The 17,899-nt window shown below is 70.5% G+C and carries 19 protein-coding genes and 1 pseudogene; 10 read left to right on the plus strand and 10 right to left on the minus strand.

Annotation, left to right across the window (positions count from 1 at the left end; translation table 11 throughout):
• Positions 1–152: 152 nt before the first annotated feature.
• The gene (locus V6U82_RS09085; RefSeq protein WP_334460448.1) at positions 153–650 is read left to right on the plus strand and encodes a DinB family protein; all 498 of its coding nucleotides are present in this window, start codon (positions 153–155) and stop codon (positions 648–650) included.
• Between the two features lie 40 nt (positions 651–690).
• Here the strand turns inward: V6U82_RS09085 and V6U82_RS09090 are convergent, their stop codons facing one another.
• Both V6U82_RS09090 and V6U82_RS09095 read right to left on the minus strand, forming a co-directional pair.
• Positions 691–1,068, minus strand: coding sequence for an MmcQ/YjbR family DNA-binding protein (locus tag V6U82_RS09090; protein WP_181726489.1), 378 nt, complete (start codon positions 1,066–1,068; stop codon positions 691–693).
• 112 nt (positions 1,069–1,180) lie between these two features.
• Positions 1,181–1,924 carry an SDR family NAD(P)-dependent oxidoreductase gene (locus tag V6U82_RS09095; protein ID WP_334460450.1) on the minus strand — a complete coding sequence of 248 codons (744 nt, stop codon included), beginning with the start codon at positions 1,922–1,924 and terminating at the stop codon, positions 1,181–1,183.
• A gap of 123 nt (positions 1,925–2,047) precedes the next feature.
• Between V6U82_RS09095 and V6U82_RS09100 the strand changes: the two genes are divergently transcribed.
• On the plus strand, positions 2,048–2,638 hold the full coding sequence (locus V6U82_RS09100) for a hypothetical protein (RefSeq protein WP_334460451.1): 591 nt from the start codon (positions 2,048–2,050) through the stop codon (positions 2,636–2,638).
• Between the two features lie 155 nt (positions 2,639–2,793).
• Here the strand turns inward: V6U82_RS09100 and V6U82_RS09105 are convergent, their stop codons facing one another.
• Positions 2,794–3,276, minus strand: coding sequence for a GNAT family N-acetyltransferase (locus tag V6U82_RS09105; RefSeq protein ID WP_334460452.1), 483 nt, complete (start codon positions 3,274–3,276; stop codon positions 2,794–2,796).
• Positions 3,277–3,730: 454 nt separating this feature from the next.
• On the opposite strand from V6U82_RS09105, the gene V6U82_RS09110 reads away from it, so the two are divergent.
• Positions 3,731–4,219, plus strand: a complete 489-nt coding sequence (locus V6U82_RS09110) for a DinB family protein (protein WP_334460477.1) — start codon at positions 3,731–3,733, stop codon at positions 4,217–4,219.
• Between the two features lie 44 nt (positions 4,220–4,263).
• On the opposite strand, the gene V6U82_RS09115 is transcribed toward V6U82_RS09110, so the two are convergent.
• Positions 4,264–4,845 carry a dihydrofolate reductase family protein gene (locus V6U82_RS09115; RefSeq protein ID WP_334460454.1) on the minus strand — a complete coding sequence of 194 codons (582 nt, stop codon included), beginning with the start codon at positions 4,843–4,845 and terminating at the stop codon, positions 4,264–4,266.
• Positions 4,846–4,911: 66 nt separating this feature from the next.
• Positions 4,912–5,751 (minus strand): helix-turn-helix domain-containing protein, encoded by an 840-nt coding sequence (locus V6U82_RS09120; RefSeq protein WP_334460456.1) that lies wholly within the window; start codon positions 5,749–5,751, stop codon positions 4,912–4,914.
• A gap of 224 nt (positions 5,752–5,975) precedes the next feature.
• Between V6U82_RS09120 and V6U82_RS09125 the strand changes: the two genes are divergently transcribed.
• Both V6U82_RS09125 and V6U82_RS09130 read left to right on the plus strand, forming a co-directional pair.
• Positions 5,976–6,338 (plus strand): nuclear transport factor 2 family protein, encoded by a 363-nt coding sequence (locus V6U82_RS09125; protein ID WP_128136300.1) that lies wholly within the window; start codon positions 5,976–5,978, stop codon positions 6,336–6,338.
• A gap of 132 nt (positions 6,339–6,470) precedes the next feature.
• The gene (locus V6U82_RS09130) at positions 6,471–7,124 is read left to right on the plus strand and encodes a Type 1 glutamine amidotransferase-like domain-containing protein (RefSeq protein ID WP_334460460.1); all 654 of its coding nucleotides are present in this window, start codon (positions 6,471–6,473) and stop codon (positions 7,122–7,124) included.
• Between the two features lie 15 nt (positions 7,125–7,139).
• Here V6U82_RS09130 and V6U82_RS09135 read toward each other — a convergent pair whose 3' ends face one another.
• Together V6U82_RS09135 and V6U82_RS09140 are read right to left on the minus strand one after the other, a co-directional pair.
• Positions 7,140–8,108 (minus strand): AEC family transporter, encoded by a 969-nt coding sequence (locus V6U82_RS09135; protein WP_334460461.1) that lies wholly within the window; start codon positions 8,106–8,108, stop codon positions 7,140–7,142.
• A gap of 191 nt (positions 8,109–8,299) precedes the next feature.
• The gene (locus V6U82_RS09140) at positions 8,300–9,049 is read right to left on the minus strand and encodes a maleylpyruvate isomerase family mycothiol-dependent enzyme (RefSeq protein WP_334460463.1); all 750 of its coding nucleotides are present in this window, start codon (positions 9,047–9,049) and stop codon (positions 8,300–8,302) included.
• A 206-nt stretch (positions 9,050–9,255) separates the two neighbouring features.
• Between V6U82_RS09140 and V6U82_RS09145 the strand changes: the two genes are divergently transcribed.
• Entirely contained in the window at positions 9,256–9,840 is a 585-nt protein-coding gene (locus V6U82_RS09145; RefSeq protein WP_334460465.1) for a GIY-YIG nuclease family protein, read from the plus strand.
• Between the two features lie 90 nt (positions 9,841–9,930).
• On the opposite strand, the gene V6U82_RS09150 is transcribed toward V6U82_RS09145, so the two are convergent.
• The 3 genes and pseudogenes from V6U82_RS09150 to V6U82_RS09160 form a co-directional block, all read right to left on the minus strand.
• On the minus strand, positions 9,931–10,149 hold the full coding sequence (locus V6U82_RS09150; protein WP_073829861.1) for a hypothetical protein: 219 nt from the start codon (positions 10,147–10,149) through the stop codon (positions 9,931–9,933).
• Positions 10,146–10,502, minus strand: a pseudogene (locus V6U82_RS09155) (hypothetical protein); the annotation flags it as partial. The pseudogene V6U82_RS09155 and the gene V6U82_RS09150, both read right to left, overlap by 4 nt.
• Positions 10,503–10,818: 316 nt before the next feature.
• Positions 10,819–12,009 (minus strand): helix-turn-helix domain-containing protein, encoded by a 1,191-nt coding sequence (locus tag V6U82_RS09160; protein ID WP_334460466.1) that lies wholly within the window; start codon positions 12,007–12,009, stop codon positions 10,819–10,821.
• 178 nt (positions 12,010–12,187) lie between these two features.
• On the opposite strand from V6U82_RS09160, the gene V6U82_RS09165 reads away from it, so the two are divergent.
• The 4 genes from V6U82_RS09165 to V6U82_RS09180 all read left to right on the plus strand — a co-directional run.
• The gene (locus V6U82_RS09165) at positions 12,188–12,934 is read left to right on the plus strand and encodes a GntR family transcriptional regulator (protein ID WP_334460468.1); all 747 of its coding nucleotides are present in this window, start codon (positions 12,188–12,190) and stop codon (positions 12,932–12,934) included.
• 54 nt (positions 12,935–12,988) lie between these two features.
• Positions 12,989–13,561, plus strand: a complete 573-nt coding sequence (locus V6U82_RS09170; RefSeq protein ID WP_334460470.1) for an HD domain-containing protein — start codon at positions 12,989–12,991, stop codon at positions 13,559–13,561.
• Positions 13,562–13,877: 316 nt separating this feature from the next.
• Positions 13,878–14,279, plus strand: coding sequence for a CU044_2847 family protein (locus tag V6U82_RS09175; RefSeq protein WP_334460472.1), 402 nt, complete (start codon positions 13,878–13,880; stop codon positions 14,277–14,279).
• Positions 14,279–17,899: CHAT domain-containing protein (locus V6U82_RS09180; RefSeq protein ID WP_334460474.1), on the plus strand; the 3,621-nt coding region annotated here is incomplete at its 3' end. The genes V6U82_RS09175 and V6U82_RS09180, both read left to right, overlap by 1 nt.

Below are 17,899 nucleotides of genomic sequence, written 5' to 3' on the forward strand. Positions count from 1 at the left end.
CGCGGCGCGCGTGCACCCGCGCCGCAGGCGAGCGTCCGGTGGGAGGCACCCGCGAGACGGATCCGGCGAGCGCGGGATGCTCCGGACGCACGCCTGGACGGCGCGCGGATTCCTCCGCCGGGTGGCGGGCGTCGATCTGGGATGCTTCCTCCATGCCGTCCTTCCCGCCCACCTTCTCCCCCGAGGTCGTCGCGCAGCCGGCGCAGGCCCAGCTCGAGGCGTTCCTCGACGAACACCGCGACGCGCTCGACCGCTGCCTGGACGGGCTGACCGAGGAGCAGGCGCGCCGGTCGCTGGTGGCCTCCCGGACCACGCTGCTCGGTCTGGTGAAGCACGCGACCTTCGTCGAGAAGGTCTGGTTCGACGAGGCCTTCACAGGCCGGTCGCGCGCCGAGATCGGCATCCCGGAGCGGTCGCAGGACTCGTTCCTCCTCGACGACGGCGACACGATCGCCGGCGTGCGGCGGGCCTACCGCGACGCCCGCGACGCGTCACGCCGGGCGACCTCCACGCGGGGCCTGGACGACATCCTCACCGGGCACCGGCGGGGCCCGCTTCCGCTGCGCTGGGTGTATCTCCACGTCCTGCGCGAACTCGCCCAGCACTGCGGGCACGCGGACATCCTCCGCGAGCAGATCCTCGACGGATAGCGGGCGGCCGGCGGTGGCCCGTCGTCGGAACGGTCCGCCGTCACGCGCCGACGCCCTCACCGGGGTCACCGGCGAGCGAGTCGGGGGCGCGCATCCGCCACGCGTCGGTGACCAGCTCCGTCAGACGCTCCACGCCGACGTGCGCCAGCCGCAGCATGACCAGGGGCGACCCGTCGTACGCGGGCGTGGTGAAGAACAGGTCGGGCTCGCCGAGGAGCAATGCCTGCTTCTCCGCCTCGTCGCCCACGTACAGCACGGCGATGTCGGTGCGGATGCGCCGCGGCCTACCGGGCGTACGCTCCGGATAGGACCAGACGAATCCCTTGCCGGCGACCCGGAAGTCGAAGCCGTCACTGTCGATCTCGACCACGTGCGGCAACGACAGCGCCACCCGGCGGACGTCGTCCGCGTCAACCATGACGGTCACCCCGGGACACCGCCTTCCGCACCGGCACAGCCTAGCCGCCGCGCTGCCGTGCGGTGGCAGGCCGCCAACGTCCTTCCGGTCACAACCCTGGCCGTGCCGATGGTCAGATGGTGAATCCGCCGTCGACGTTCACCGTCGCGCCTGTGAAGTAACGCCCGTCCGGGCCGGCCAGGAACGCCACCGCGGCGGCCACGTCGGCCGGCTGCGCGTAGTGGCCGAGGGCGGTGAACCCGTTGATCGTGTCCGCGTTCGGGCCGTCGGCCGGGTTCAGCTCGGTGTCCGTGGCACCGGGGTTCACCAGATTCACCGTGATCGCTCGGCCGCCGAGTTCGCGCCCGAGCGCCTTGGTCAGACCGATCAGGGCGGTCTTGCTCATCGCGTAGAGCGAGAAGCCCGGGAAGACCGCCCGCTCGGCCGTGTTGCTGCCGATGTTGACGATCCGCCCGCCCGCCGACATGTGACGAACCGCGGCCTGTGAGGCGACGAACGGCGCCCGGACGTTCACCGCGACTGTCTGCTCGAACTCGTCGAGACCCAACTGCTCCAGCGGCCCCAGCAGGAACGCGCCCGCGTTGTTGACCAGGACGTCCAACCGGCCCAGCTCATCGGCGGCCCTTTCCACCGCCGCGATCACCGCTGCCGGGTCGGCGCTGTCGGCCCGCACGGCGATCGCCCGCCGTCCCACGGCCTTGATCTGCTCCACCACGTCGTCGGCGCGCCGCTGATTCCGCTGGAACGTCAGCGCCACGTCGGCGCCGTCCTCGGCCAGGCGCAGGGCGACCGCCGCGCCGATGCCACGGCCACCGCCGGTGACGAGAGCTACCTTGCCGTCGAGTGCGTTGTTCATGGTGGACAGCCTGGTCGACGAGGGGCCGGCTGTCCGGCGGGGATCGGACGCCGCGTTCGTGACACGACGACGACAAGAATGGTGCGGTGGCGAGCACCATCTCGGCTTGCAAGGATGGGTGACGTGGGCACCGACATCGCCGGTGGGGTGGAGATGAGGCCGGACGGTCCGGGTTCGCCCTGGCAGCTGGCCGACGTCAGCCTGGATGCGCTACCCCGTCATTACGACGCCTTCGGGCTGCTGTTCGGCGTGCGCAACCACGCCGGGTTCGAGCCGGTCGCGCCCGGCCGTGGCCTGCCGGACGACGCCGGCGCGGACCTGCTCGCTCTCCTCGCGGACGGCGAACACGACCACACCTGGGTGACATGGGCGCAGTTGGCGTCCGTCGACTGGAGCGCGCAGGCGCCCCGTGTGGACGACCGGATACACGAGTACGAGCTGACGAGCCAGGGACCGCGCCTCGTGGGCAAGGCCGGACACCACGGGCGAGCCTGGCGCGAGGTAGCCGGCGAGCACGCGGACCACCGGGGCAGCAGCTACCCGGAGGGAACCGAATGGCGCGCTGCCGACCGGATGTGGCGGGTGGAGCGCCTGACCCACGGTGATGTGCTGCGCGCCGACCCGCAGCTCCGCGCGCTGCTGGACCGCATGCGCGAGCTCGCCGAACGGTACGGCGGCGACAACGTACGGCTCGTCGTCTGGTTCGACAGCTAGCACCGCCGCGCGCGATCAGGAGGCTCCCCACTCATCGCCGCGCGCGTACTCCCCCGAACAACCGGACCCGGTGGTCGACGTCGCGGTCCGGCTCAGTGTTCGTAGCCGGCCTCCTGGTCGGCGAGCACGTCGTGGCCCGGGCGCCTCGCCGGGGCTCAGTCCATCGCGATGTAGAGCCGTTGGCCGCCGGGCCGGTAGCCGACGCGCTCGTAGACCCGCCACGAATCCTCGCCGCCGGCCTCCAGCCAGGCGACCTCGGCACCGGCCTCGAACAGCCGCCGGGTGACGTCGGCGGTGATGGCCGACGCCAGCCCTCGGCGGCGGCAGGGCGCGCGAACGGCGATGCCGGCCACCTCGCTGACCGCGCCGAACGGCGCTGCCGCACCGCCGCCGCCCGCGCAGCCACCGTCCTCGGTGACGGCCATGACGACCACGCCGCCGGTGTCCTGCTGGCGCCGCAGGCGAACCACGTCGGCCGCGGCGGCGACCGGATCACCGCCGAACGCCTCGTTCTGCGTGCTGATCAGCGCGGCGCGCTGGGAGTCGGTCTCCGGTACGCACAGGCTCAGATGTTCCGGCACCGGTGGGGACGCCAGCGTGTCCGGCACGCAGACCAGGTAGGTGTGCCGGGCTTCCACGGTGAAGCCGGCGACGGTCAGCAGCGCCTCCAGGTTCGGGGGCGCAACTGGTGACGTACTCCAGGCGGGGTCTGCGGTCGGCGGCGTGAAACGCCGCGACCAGGGCGGTGACGTCGGCCGCGGTGACGTCGGCGCCGGGACGCGGCGTCGCGTAGTTGACGTACGGGCTGGTCGTCGTCGGATCAAGCCCGATCACGAACGGCCCCACCTCGACGGGCACGGGCCGGCGCGACAGGTTGACGACGACGGACTGTTGGATGCGGGCATCCATGCTCAACGGGAAACCTCGATGCATGAGAGAGCTGCGACGGGCGGAGGAAACGTCGGGCCGCCCCGCCGTGTCGCGGGCACACGACGGTCATCCGTCGCGTGGTGAGCGGGTGCTTGCCGGCTCGTCGATCGGCTGAACGACCGCGGCGAAACTGTCGGTGCCGGCCGCTAGCCTGCCGCCGTGATGAAAGTCGATATGGAGAAGGCCGCGCTGTGTGAGTTCCTCGAATATCAGCGTGTCAGCATCCGAGCCGTCCTGGCGGATCTGGACCCGGCCTCGCTGCGCACGCCGGTCCTGCCCTCCGGATGGTCGCCGCTCGGGCTGGTGGAGCACCTCGGGCATGCGGAGCGCCACTGGTTCCAGGAGGTCTTCCGCGGTTCCGTAGAGCCGGTGCCCTGGCCGGACGAGAACACACCACTGCGCACGACTCGATCGCCGTCCGAGGTCTTCGGTTTCTACCGCGACCAGTGCGACATCTCCGACGCGATCATCGCCGCGGCCCCGCTGTCGGCGGCACCCGCCGGCCGGCATCCGGACGAGACGCTGGCGTCCCAGACCACCGACCTGCGACGGATCGTTCTGCACGTCATCGAGGAGACCGCTCGGCACGCCGGTCACCTGGACGCCGTGCGCGAGCTGATCGACGGGCGCACCGGGCTCGGGCCGCGCTGAACCGAGCGGGAAGCCCTCGCCGCCGGCTCCGCCGTTCGGACCGGTCAACGACGCACCCGGTAGCGCAGGTGCAGCACCCGATCGCCCTGGAGCACCACGTCCGGATCCTCCAGCAGGTGCTGCGCGTCGACCGACCCGAAGTAGCGCTTCCCGGACCCGAACACCACGGGTACGACGTCCATGCGTACCTCGTCGACCAGGCCCGCGGCGAGCACCTGGCCTCCGACGTCGCCCGCGGCGACCTCGACGACGCGGTCCTCCGCGAGTTCCTGCGCCCTGGCCACGGCTGCCTCGATTCCGTCGACGAAGTGGAACGGCGACTCGGCGTCCCAGCCGTCGGGTGGCGGCCGGTGCGTCACGACGACCACGTGGTCGATCCCGCTCGGCGGCGTCCCGTCCCAGCCGCCGGTCAGGTCGAAGACGTGCCGGCCGACGACCGTCACCGCGATCCGGTCCCAGTACGGCCGGACGTAGTCGTAGGACGTCTGCGACACCGTCAACGCGCCGCTGTCGTCCAACGGGACGTCACCGCTCGTCAACCAGTGGAACAGCGGTCCGGGCTGGTCGTTTCCGTCCGCGACGAAGCCGTCCACCGACACCGAGCTGTACAGGACCACAGTGCCCACGCGGGCTCTCCTCTGCCTTGGGTGCCCCCAAGCTAGCGTCCCGCGAGCTGCGGTTCTTGTACGAAATCAATCGGCCGGCAGCGGCCAGCCGTCCATCGCGTGGCCGGGGTGTTCGCGCAGGAACCGCCGCCGGACCTCGATGTACCGCGTCGGTGTGAGCCCGGTGAACTCCCGGAACTCGTGACCGAAGTGGGCCTGGTCGAAGTAGCCCGCCGCATTGGCGAGCGCGCCCCAGTCGACCGGACCGGCGGGGTCGAGCGCGAACACGGTGGCGGCGAAGCGGTAGGTGCGGGCCATCCGCTTCGGTGTGACGCCGACGAGTTTCTTGAACCGCTGTGCCAGATGGGTGCTGCTGACACCGGCTGCCGTCCTCAGGTCGCCGATCGCCACCGCACCGCCGGTCGCCGCGATGACACCGCTCGTATGGCGGATCAGCCCCAGGCCGGCGGTCTCGCGCAGCCGTCGCATCAGCTCATCTTCGAGCAGCGTCAGCATCTCGTCCGGTCCGTCCGCCGTGGCCAGCCGGTCACGCAGCTCAGCCACGGCGGGCCGGCCCCAGACCTGCTCCACCGGCACCGGCCGGTCACACAGTTCGGCCGCGGGCATCGGCAGGAACGGCGCCAGGCCCCACGGCTTGACGTGCACGCCGACGGACCGGGTCGGGCGTGGGTAGCCGAACTCGAACGCGCGGGTGGGCGTGGTGATCACGCAGCCGTCGGCGTACTCCGCGGTCCCGATGTCGGCGCCGCCGCGGATACGGAACGGTGCCCCGAGGTTGACGACGAGCAGCGCCGCCGGCATCGGCGGCAGCGTCAACCGGGGGTACGGGGGCGTGCCCGCCAGGTAGTAGAGGTCGTCGATCAGCCCGTCCAGCGGCGGTCGAGGCACTCTGGAGACGTACTCCACGCCCACAGCATCGCGGACGCCCCGCCGTCGTCGCCGACGCCACGCCCAGCACGACGATCGACCCGGCTGTCGCAAGAGCAACTCGCACAGCCGGCAGTCCATGAACGCGATTCCAGCCGGACGGGCTCAGACGTTCCGCCGGATGCGCACCCTCGGACGCTCGCGCGTTCTGCTGACCGCGAAGAGGTCTTCATGGGGCCTCGCCCACCGGCCATGCTGGCTCGATGGATGTGCCGAGGCGCCTCACTTCCGAGGCCATGCTCACGAACCTCTACGCGGCCTTCAACAGGCGTGACATCCCCACGCTGCTGGCCGCCCTGACGCCGGACGTCTCGTGGCCCAACGGCTGGGAGGGAGGCGTCGTTCACGGCCGGGACCAGGTGAGTGCCTACTGGCGCCGGCAGTGGGACGAGCTTGAGCCCATGGTCACGCCGACCGCGTTCAGCACGGAGGCCGACGGCCGCATCGTCGTCACCGTTCATCAGGTCGTCCACGACAAGGCCGGCACGAAGCTCGCCGACCACACCGTCACGCACGTCTACCGCCTCGACGGCGGCCTGGTGACAGAGATGGAGATCCGGGAGTGACGCAACGTCCCGGAGAGGTACGAGAGGTCGCAACGGCGATGACTTTCGTTGCGGCTTCCGGTCTCTATTCCCGCGCACCCGCTCTCCCGGTTCTCCGGGGGAGCCCATGACCGCCACACACAGGAGGCAGGCGTGAAGCTTCTTCTCACATCCGCGGGCGTCCAGAACCCGAGCATCACCGATGCGCTGGTCGGCCTGCTGGGCAAGCCGATCGCCGAGTCCAGCGCCCTCTGCATCCCCACGGCGGCCTACCCGATGGGCGGACCGGCCTCGGCGTGGCGCTTCATCACCGGTCAGACGCCGCTGCCCATGAGCGGGCTGGGCTGGAAGTCGCTGGGCGTCCTCGAACTGACAGCGCTGCCGAGCATCGGCGAGGAGCGGTGGGTTCCCTGGGTCCGGGAGGCCGACGTCCTGCTCGTGCACGGCGGCGACGCCACGTACCTGTGCCACTGGATGCGGCAGTCCGGGCTGGCGGACCTCCTGCCGTCGCTGCCCGACACCGTCTGGGTCGGGCTGAGCGCCGGCAGCATGGTGCTGACCCCACGGGTCGGCAGGGAATTCGTCGAGTGGCAGTCCGCGCCCGACGACCGCACACTGGGGCTCGTCGACTTCTCGATCTTCCCGCACCTGGGCCTCGAACCGGACAACACCATGGCCGCTGCCGAGAAATGGGCGGCCGAGATCGCCGGTCCGGCGTACGCGATCGACGACCAGACGGCCATCACGGTGACCGGCGGCACCGTCGAGGTCGTCTCCGAGGGGCACTGGAGGCGGTTCCCCTCGTAGGGGTGATCGGCCGCGCTACCCGAGCAGCGTCGCCGCCACGGCCACTGTGGCCAGTGACAGCGTCGTGGTCACCATCACCGCCCGGTTGGCCACCGTCTCGCCGACGCCGTACTCCTGGCCGATGATGAACGTGTTCTGCGCTGTCGGCAGGCCCGCGCACACCACCACGGCGAGCAACTGCGGCGCGGACAGGTGCAGGGCCAGTCCGGCCGCGTACGCGATGACCGGCTGCGCGACGAGCTTCAGCGCGCTGATCGCGGCCAGTTCGGCCGGCCCGGCGGGCTCTGCCGGTTCTGCCGGTTCTGCCGGTTCTGCCGGTTCTGCCGGTTCCGGCCGCGACGGCGCCGTGCGGTGCAGCGACGCGCCGAGGGCGACCAGGGCGGCCGGAACCGCGGCACCCGCCAGCAGCGTCAGCGACGCGTCGGCCACCGACGGCAGACGCAGGCCGCCAGCCGAGCACGCGACACCGAGCAGCGACGCCAGGATCACCGGATTGCGTACGGGCAGGGAGGCGATGCGGCGGACGCGTACCCGCCCGTCCTGGTCGCTGTGCCGGTCCAGGGCGACCAGGATCACGGGCGTCACCACCAGCACCTGGAGCAGCACCACCGCCGCCAGGAACGACACGTCCCCGAGAACCTGCGTGGCGATCGGGATGCCGAGGTTCGCCGAGTTCACGTACCCGGCGGCCATGCCCCAGATCGTCCGTTCGCCGGGCTCGCGACCGAACAGCCGGCTCGCGCCGGCCCACCCGAACCCGATCACCGCGACAGTGCTCACGCCGAAGGCGAGCAGCGAGCGGCCGGCGAACCCGGACAGCGGCATTCGCGCCAGGGCCAGGAACAGGGCGGCCGGCATCGCGAGGTGGAACACGAACCGGCCGAGCACCGACGCCGCCGCCTCGCCCAGCAGGCCCCAGCGACAGGCCGCGTACCCGGCCGCGGTGAGGATCCAGATCGGTACGAACGCCGACACCAGGCTCATCCGGGCGTCACCGGAGCGTCGCGCCGGGTCAGGGATCGGCGGGCGTGCGGAGCGTACGAGCCGGGAACCCCTCCGACGCGTCCACGGCGCCTACCGAGCCGACGGGCAGCCGAGGGCTGTCCCCGTGTACATCGACGAGGGACGGGAGCCACGGTGGGCGGCACCAGGATGACCTTGCCGGGGTGAGCGCGTCAGTTCCAGGTGACAGTGGCCCGTGTCCGCCAGAGATCCAGGACGGCCGCGTCCCCGCGTAGGTCGAGGCGTTCAGTCCCACTCCGGTTCCACAGCAGGAGGTAGAGCTCGGATGCAGGTCCCACGACGGTCAGCTGGGCCGGCATCTCACCGGCGACCAGGCGGCGCCCGGCCGGCTCGATGTAGAAGGTCCATCCCGCGTCCACATCAGTAGGCACCAGGGCCATACTGAGGGGTGGATCCGCCACCAGACGCCCACCGGGCCGGCCGAAGAAGCCGTTCAGCAGTTCGTCGATGCCGTCAGCGGCGAAGGACGGATCCCAGTACGGAACCGTGGAGACAGCCGACTCGGCATCGGCGCGATGTACCGCGGTCTCGTGAGCCTGGCGACGTGCCCAGAACGCCAACGGCGAGGGCGCGGGCAGAAACGTCCAGCACTCGACGCTCTCGTCAGCCGCTGCCAGCGTGTCCACGAGTGCGCGATGGCCCTCCCGAAACCAGTCCAGCAGCTCGTCGTCATCCACCACGGCGAAGAACTCCGCCTCTTCCCGGGTGGAGTAGGGCTGACGGCGTCCTGTGATCACGTGGGCCATGGCCCAGCGGTGTACACCGCCGACATGGTGCAGCAGGTCACGGACCTGCCATCCGGGGCAGGTGGGCACGTGTGCGTCCAGACCCGCCCGGCCCGCCGCCTCTGCCAGTCGGACGCCTTCCTCATCCAGCGCGGCGATGTTCTCGGCGATACGCATGACGGGAGCGTCCCACGCGCCACCGACCCTCCGCCAGGCGGGCGTCGTGCCATCATGGCGCACTCACCTGCCGCAGATCGGGCGGCACTCGGTCACCCCGGCATGACGCGAGCAGGTCGTGACCGTCGCCCGCTGATCGCCCCGCCGGTATCCAGGAGTCTTGCGGGGAGCATCCCCACCCGATCTCGACCCGCCAGGCGCCTAGGATGGTCCCGGTGACCACACCCGAACGGCGACCCGCCGACGTCCCGACCGACGAAGCCCGGGTCGACGAGGCCCTGCGACTGCTCTCCGGTGCACCGGTCGCACTCGATGTCGCCGTCAAACGGCTCGCCCGCGGCAGCGGCGTCTACGCCTGGTGGGCAGCTCCGTCCGTCCTCCCCGACCTCCCCGGTCCGCCGAACGACAGCGACCCGTCGCGGCGGATGCTCCATCTCGGCCGGGCGACCAGCCTGCGCGGCCGGATCCTGCGCAACCATCTGAGGCGTTCGGGCAGCTCGACCCTGCGCCGCACGCTGGCCGGTCTCCTCGTCTCCGAGGGCTACCGGACGACCTGGACCGACCGGGTCGTCCTGGTTCCCGAGGACGAGGCACGGCTGACCGCCTGGATGCACGAGCACCTGCGCCTGACCTGGGCCGAGGACGCCGCGCCGACGGACATCGAGGCCGAACTCGTCCGGCGCCTGCACCCGCCGCTCAACGTCCACGGCGTCGACCCCGCGCACATCCAGGCCGCAGTGGTCGCCGCCAAGAACTCGTACAACCTCAGCAGCGGCCCGGCGCAGCCCTGACGCCCGGCACGCTGCCGGCATCACCCGATCCGGCGGACGCGTGCGACCCGTCGCTGTAGTGGAACTTCTCGTCCCCGGCCCGCAACACGCTCACCGCAGCCACCCCAGGAACCGCCGGTGCAGCGACCCCGCAGGCGCCCAGCTCAGATCCGCCGTCGCCCGCACCAACTGCGCTCCCAGGTACACCGCCAGCGACACCGGCGCGCCCTCGTACTCCGCAAGCAGCTCCCGCCGCCGCGTCGCACACGGCCACGGCGCACCGCACCCGCCGCACGTCCAGACCGGCAGCACCGGCCCGTGGGTGCTCACCCCCGCACCCCCAGAAAGCTGGCGACGCTCGCGCGCGCCTGCCGGCTGGTCGCCCACGCGACCTGCCAGCAGGGGTACGGAGTCAGGCACGCCCACCACAGCCGGCAACCCACGCACATCCCGTCCAGACCCCGTACGTGCACCGCCAGGATCGCCTGTTCCGCTGTGCTCACTGGTCCTCCTGCGACGGCCAGTGACCGCGATTGATCGGTACGCGGTGACGGTTCCGGCACGGCAGGTCCGCACCACAGCGGCACACCCACCGCCACTTCCGCCACGACCAGGCCGGGCGATGCCGGCGTACGAGCGTCGACGCGACAGCGAGGAGGTAGCCCTCGTAGGGCAGGCGCCTCCTGCGTGACCTGGTGGGTGCGACGACGTCGGCATCCCGGCGCGAAGCTTGTGCCGCTGCCGACTCGACGGGCGCTGTCTGCGCATGATCGGATTCGGCCAGTGCGAGGATCCGCCGCTTGGCCGCCTCCCATTCGGCCTTCTGCGTGTCCTGGCCCATGCGGTGCCAACCGTTCCGACCGCCCATCACCACCTCCGTCCGCTCCGGGGCGACGGACACTGCACAAGGGAGTGCGGCGCCGCGCCCGGCAGGATGAGGCGTTTCCTCACCCGAAAACGGACACTAGGGCCGCATGGTGATGGAGAAATTACCGCTGGTTATGCCGCCAGGCTGATGCCCAGCCGCCCGGCCAGCAGACGCAGTTCGGTCGGCACGGCCCGCCGCTTGGCCCGCTGCGCCATCGCGACCACCGCGTCCTGGGCGAGCGGGTTGAGGGAGAACGGCACCGGCGCGGCCTGTTCCGCACGCACGAACGCAGCGATCGCCTCGTTGTCCCGGCGACCGGAATCGGCCAGCGCCCGCCCGAGGTCGAGCCAGTACGACATCTGCCGGATCGACGCCGCCAGCACCTGCGGCCGTACCGTGCGGGACAGCTCGATCACCCGGCCGGGCTCGCCGGACTCGGCCGCGATGGACATCTCCCACAGCGTCACGTTCGTCGGCCCGAATCCGCAGCCGTTGAATCCCATGCCGTCCGCCGGGTCACCGAGGGTCGCCGCTTCCCGGGCGGCCTCGGTCAGATGGTCACGCGCGGCGTCCGGGCGCCCGCTGACTGTCGAGGCCAGAGCCGCCGACAGGTGCAACTGACCGAGCATCTGCCGGACCCGCTCGTCGGACGCGGCGGACTGCAGCTCTGCAAGGGAGCGGTCAGCCGCCCGCGCGGCGAGGGACGCCGACTCGATCGGCAGACTCTGCGCGTACGCGAAACGGGTCGCGCCCAGCCACGCCGCCTCCTCCACGTCCTCGGCCGCCGTCACCGCCACGCGCGCCGCGTTCAACGCCAGGTGGCGGTACCCGAGGTGCCGCAGGCAGGCCGACGCCTGGTACGCCACCTGCGCGAGCGCAGGTCCACCGACTGCGGCGGCCTCCAGCAGTAGGCCGGGCAACATCTGGGCCATTGCCGGGAAGTTCGAGCGGTGGCGGAGCTGCTCACTGCGGGCGATGCCCGCCGCCAGCGCTTCCCGGGTACGCGTCGACGGCCGCCGCTCGCCGTCCTCGATCTCGATGAGTGCGGACCAGATCGCCGGCACGCACTCGGCCGCGCGCTCACGCGCCGGGTCGCCCGTCTCGGTGCCCTGCCCGAGCAGGTCCGCGACCGTGATCTGCAACGCGGCGGCGACGGCGACCAGGGTGGAGCGCCTGTCGATCGTCTTACGGCCGGACTCGACCTGGGAGATGTAGGACTGGCTGACCCCGGCGAGCCCGGCGAGAACGGCCTGGCTCATCCCGCCACGGCGCATCCGCCAGTAGCGAATCCGGGCACCGATCGTGTCGGCCTTGCTGGCCATGTCTCGCCTGCCTCCCAGGACGAGGGCTGGGACTCCGGCACCGGCCGGTGAAGCCGGCATACCCCGTGCGCCAGTGTACGTGGATCGATGCTCTCGCATTGACGTCGAGGCGGTTCCTACCTGCCGCTCCCCTGCGCTCTGTGGTCGACTGGTTGGGCCGACCGGAGGTGCTGCCGACATGCCAACGCCGCCTGCCTACTTGGTTATCGCCGCCGACCTGCGCGCCGCAATCCTGTCCGGAGAACTCCCCGCCGGAGCCAAGTTGCCGTCCGAGTCCGGCCTGATGCGCCAGTACGACGTGAGCCGGACCGTCGCCAAGTGGGCCATCGCCGTCCTCAAGGGCGAGGGCATCGTGGAGGGCCGCGCCGGATCCGGCGTATACGTCCGTGACACCACCCGGCTGGTCCGTCACGCCCGAGGCCGCGACGCCCGCTCCGCCGACGGCCCGACTTCCCCGTTCGCCCGCGACGCGGCCGACGCTGGGCAGCAGGGCACGTGGGAGCACGACAGCCGACACGAGAAGGCCGATGAGCGGATCGCCGCCTGGCGCGGCGTGGAGCCGGGAGCGCCCGTAATGCGGACGTCGTATCGCTTCCTCGCCGACGGCGAACCGACACAGCTTTCCGTGTCGTACGAGCCGCTCGCCGTCACCGAGGGCACCCCGGTTGAGTGGCCCGAGGACGGCTCCGTGAAGGGCGTCGTGGCCCGCATGGACACCATCGGCGTACGGGTCGACGAGGTCGTAGAGTGTGTCAGCCTTCGATCAGCGACTGCCGAGGAGGTCGAGGCTCTCAACCTGCCGGCCCGCACGTTCGTACACACCATCGAGCGGACCTACACGGCGGGCGGTACGCCGGTGGAGACGGCCGACATCGTGCTGCCCGGCGGTCGATACGAACTCGTCTACCGTCTCCCCATCGACTGACGAGTTGACGAGGGGGATGCGATGTCGACAAGGCCTGATGAGGAGTCGCTTCCGATGAGGACCGATCCTCACGCGGGAGCCATGAGCTTCATCTTCGAGGCGGGCGTACTCAAGCGCGCCGCGCGGACCGGTTGGTGGTTCGCCGGTGTGAAGCACCCCGAATCGATCGCCGAACACTCGTTCCGCACGGCGCTCATCGGCATGATGCTCGCGGCAATGGAGGGCGCCGATCCGGCTCGCGTCTCGATGTTGTGCGTCCTGCACGACACCCAGGAGACCCGGATCACCGACATCCCGCACATCGCCAAGCGCTACCTCACCGCTGCGCCTAACACCGCCGTCACCGCCGACCAGGTCGCCGCCTGCCCGCCCGCCGTTGCCGACGTGATCAATGCTGCCGTCGCAGAGTACGAGGCCGGCGCAACTCTGGAAGCCATCGTGGCCCGCGACGCGGACAAGTTGGAGTGCCTCGTCCAAGCGATCGAGTACCGGCATCAGGGAGTCGCGGACGTTCAGCGCTGGATCGACAGCTCGCAGGCGGCACTCAAGGCAGCGACCGCCCAGCGCCTAGCTGATGCCGCCCTCACTGGCGCCCCTGTGGCATGGCCGAGCCCGCCCCGTTCTTGACGTAATCGTCGGACCAGCCGTTCGCGTTCATGCCCACGCCTCTCAGGCACCGCTCTGTCAATGAGAGCTCCGGCTTTTCCAAGGTTTGATCTGCCCAATTTTATTCTGGTCACCTCCGGTCCATCCCGTATGCCCGGACGGGGTGTCGGATGCCCGACCTTGCTTTGTCCACTCCAGGCATTTAGGTGTTTGGTCCTGTAACGAGGGTGGATAGCGGTTCGTTCATGCCCTATTTTTGGACGCCTGTCGGGGCCGGCCCCTGTCTGGCACTGTCGCACCGGTTGGCCGGCTCTACCATTCTGCCAAAGGAGTCCGGGTGGCGCAGACGGTTGCCGTACAGGTTGGCGCAGTCGAGGTGCTGTTCGAGGTCGCGCCCGTGGCCGGCTCTCAGCAGACTTCGGCGGGCGGACGCGTCGATCGGGCCGCGGATTATGTCGCGGGCGCGTTCGAGCGGGCGCAGTCGGCGGTGGAGGAGATCGCCGTATCGACGGCGCGGATGGTCGGCCGGGTGACACGCCGGGTCGGTAGCCCCGAGTCGGTGGAGGTCGAGTTCGGACTGAAGGTATCGGCCAAAGGTGACGTGATCGTGGCAGGCACCTCGGCCGAGGCTTCACTCAAGGTGAAGATCATTTATGGCATGGATGGTATTCGAGGGCATGGCGAAGCGGAGAAGGGCGACGAGGGCACCGATGCCAGTGAGTCGCAGGACGCCGCCTGATGACTGCACGGGTGGCCGCGTACGAGTTTCTCGGCTGGGTTGCCGCTGACGATGCGGCGCCTGTCGGCACGTGTTTTCAGGTCGAACCGGGTGTGCTGGTCACTGCTCACCATGTCCTCACGGAAATCGAAGCGGCGGCAGTGGAGTGCGTCGTGCGAATCGGGCCCATCGGGGCTGATACCGGGTGGGACGCGACGGTCCAGCGCCTCGACGAGGTGCACGACCTGGCGGTCCTGCGCGCCGAACGGCCGCTGCCGGGGTCTGTTGCGCAGCTCGTCACCTCCGACGGGGTACGGGAGCACGAGGCAGTGACCACGGCCGGCTACCCGACGGTCGATGACGACGAACACGAGTACGAGCTGCTGGCCGCCGGGGGTCATTGGCGCGGACCGGCGTTGAGAGACAGTGTGTTGTGGTCGCGTCTGCAGGTGGATGCGCTCATGCCGGGTATGAGCGGCGCGCCGGTGATGCGGGCGTCCGACCGGGCGGTGGTGGGCGTCGTCTCCGGCCGCTACAACTCACAGGACGGTTGGCTGGCCGGTGCGGTGTGGGTGTCGCGGGTCGAGGACCTGTCCGTGCTGTTGGACGGGGTGGCGTCGGTTGTCGTTGAGGAGACGGTGCCGCCGAACGGGCTGCTGGACCTGGTGCTGACGGTGTCGCAGTCGCAGGTGCGCCTGTCGGGGTATGGGCAGGATGTGACGGCGGCGCATCGCGGTGTGTCACCCGGCTTGGCCAATGCGTTGCACGACGTACGTCGAGAACGCGCTCGCGAGCGTGCGGTGATGCGTGACGATGCGGGCGGAGGCCGGACCGCTGGTGTGGTCTCGTTGCGGCGCGCCGGCGAGTTGTTGGCGGAGTCGTTCCTGCCGGTCCCGGTGGCGCAGGCGCTGGCCCGGGTGATCCGCCTGGCACCGCGCCATCATCTGCCGGTGCGGGTGGGAGTGCAGGCGCCGGAGTTGTGGTGGCTGCCGTGGGAGGCGTTGCCGGATCCGGTGACCGGCCGTCCGCTGGTGCTGCACGAATTGGTGTCGGTGTATCGGAGGGTGGAAGCGGCCGGTTCCCGGTCGGCTGCGGTGCCGGGCCCGCTGCGGATTGTGGTGGCGATCGCCTCGCCAGAGTCCGGCGGTGGCCCGTTGCTGGACTACGAGCGGGAGCTGGGCAGTGTCCTGGACGCGGTGCATGGAGCGCATCGCAGCCGGGCGGTGGTGCGGATCGTGCCGTTCGCCACGACGGCGGCCATCCGCGCGGTGCTCGACGAGGACCCGACGCATGTGCTGCACCTGTCCGCGCACGGCGCGCCCGGCTTCCTGCACCTGGAGGATGAGCAGGGTCGTGCCCGGTCGGTGGATCCGGAAACGTTGATCGCGGAGGCGATCCCGGAGGGCCGGATGCCGCGGGTGATCTCACTGGCGGCCTGCTACACCGACGCAGCCGGCGAAGGCGGTGCGGGTTCGTTCGCGGCTAGGTTGGCCCGGCGGGGCGCGGGCGCGGTGATCGCGACGCAGACCTCGGTCACCGACGTGTACGCCACACGGTTGTTCACCACTGTGTATGCCGAGCTGGCAGCTTCGACGCGGCCGGATGTGGTCGCGGCAGTGGCGCAGGCCCGCCGGCAGGTGCAACGAGACCTGGACGCCGGGTCGGATCCACTTGCTCAGGCGGTTGCTGGCATGGACGAATGGAGTGTAGTCAGTGTGCTGGCTGCCGCTCCGTCGGTGACCGTCGTGGACGGCAGCGGTTCTGTCGAGCCCCGGGCGGAGATCGTGCCGGACCTGGGTGGCCTGCTCGCCCGGCCGGTCGGGCAGTTCGTCGGTCGCCGGCACGCACAGCGCACCGTGCCCGGCCTGCTCAATGACGGCACCGGCACGTCGGTGCTGCTGCACGGCATCGGCGGTATCGGAAAGACCACCCTGGCCGCCGAGGTGGTACGCCGCCTGCTGGACGTGTCGACGGACTGGCGTCTGGTGACCGTGACCGGCCCGGTCACCGTCGACGGGCTGTTAACCGCAGTCGCTGAGGCAGCCCGCCGGGAGCTGCTGCTGCGGGCACGGACAAGTGGCTCGCAGGTGGCTGCGGTGCAGTGTGCCGGCCGGGTGGACCTGGCCTGGTCCGACCGGTTCGCTCTGCTGCGCGAACAGATCCTCGCCGGCATGAGGATCCTGGTGGTGCTGGACAACTTCGAGGACAACCTGGTCCGCGACAGCGACACTGGCGCCGGCTGGTCGGTCGGGGATCCCGGGCTGGCGGGGTTGCTGGCCGCCTGGCTGACCAACCCTGGCCGTAGCCGGCTGCTGATCACCAGCCGGTACCGGTTCGCGCTACCCGACCCGGCCGCTGAACGGCTGCGCCCCTACCAGGTGCCCCCGTTGAGTCTGGCCGAGACCCGAAAGCTGCTGTGGTCGCTACCCCGCCTGGACCGCCACGCCGCCGACATCTACGCCCAGCAGCGGATCTGGCGAACAGTCGGTGGCCATCCCAGGGCTTTGGAGTACCTCGACGCGCTGCTACCCGGCGACGGCCCTGCTGGACAGGGCCGATTCACCGACATCACCCGACGGCTCCACCAGGCCGTCGAAGCACGGCTCGGCTCGGCCGACACGGCCGCATGGTTGGCCCAGGAGCGCAAATTGGACGCGGCGCTGGCCGACACGGTCACCCTGGCTGCTGATGACATCCTGCTCACCGAGCACCTAACCAGGCTCGACACTGTCGAAGGCGCGGTCCGGCTGCTGGCCGGGATCAGCGTCTACCGCGAGCCCGTCGACGTCAACGGACTGCTCTTCCAGATCGGCGTCACCAACCCGGATGCCGACCTGGAACCGCAGCTTGACAGAATGTCAGAGGCAGTTGCGCAGATCCGTGAGTTGCTGTCGCGATACGCACTCGATCTGAACGGGCTGGCCCAGGCACTCGAGCAAGACAGCCCGCTGACCCCGGCAGACCTCGAGCGTCTCACTCGGCTTGTTGAGCAGGCACGCCGTCCGCCTGAGCCCCCGTTCACCGCCCCACCGAGTATGACCGAGTTGATCCAGCACTTGGTCATGACCAGTCTGATCGCCGTCCTCGATGACGGTCGGGTGGTGATGCACCGATGGACCGCCACCGAACTGCAGCGCCACTGGAACGCCGACCATGGTCCGCACCACCGCCCCGGCCTGGTCACCGCCGCCCATCAAGCCGCCACCGCATACTGGCGGTGGCGCGTCAAGGTCTGGCCACAAGGCCCGCTCGACGACCTCCACGATCTCGAAGAGACCCGCCACCACCTGCTGGCCATCGATGATCTCGAAGCCGCCGCAACCATCACGTGGCATATCTGCAGCCAGCTTCATCAGTGGGGGGCATGGGACCGGGAAATCAGCCTGATCCACGACACCCTTCGCTGGCTGCCAGAGGATTCACTCAGCCGCCCGGCCTGGTACCACCAGCTCGGCATCCTCGCGCAGAACCGGGGCGACTACGCCGAAGCCGAACGCCGCCTTCTGCAGTCCCTCACCATCAAGAAGAAACTCGGCAACCGCGCCGGCATGGCCACCAGCTACCACCAACTCGGCAGCCTCGCCCAGAACCGGGGCGACTACACCGAAGCCGAACGCCGCTACCAGCAAGCCCTCACCATC

Origin of the sequence: Micromonospora sp. CPCC 205554 (assembly GCF_036902745.1) — a bacterium.
Taxonomy (GTDB): Bacteria; Actinomycetota; Actinomycetes; order Mycobacteriales; family Micromonosporaceae; genus Micromonospora; species Micromonospora tulbaghiae.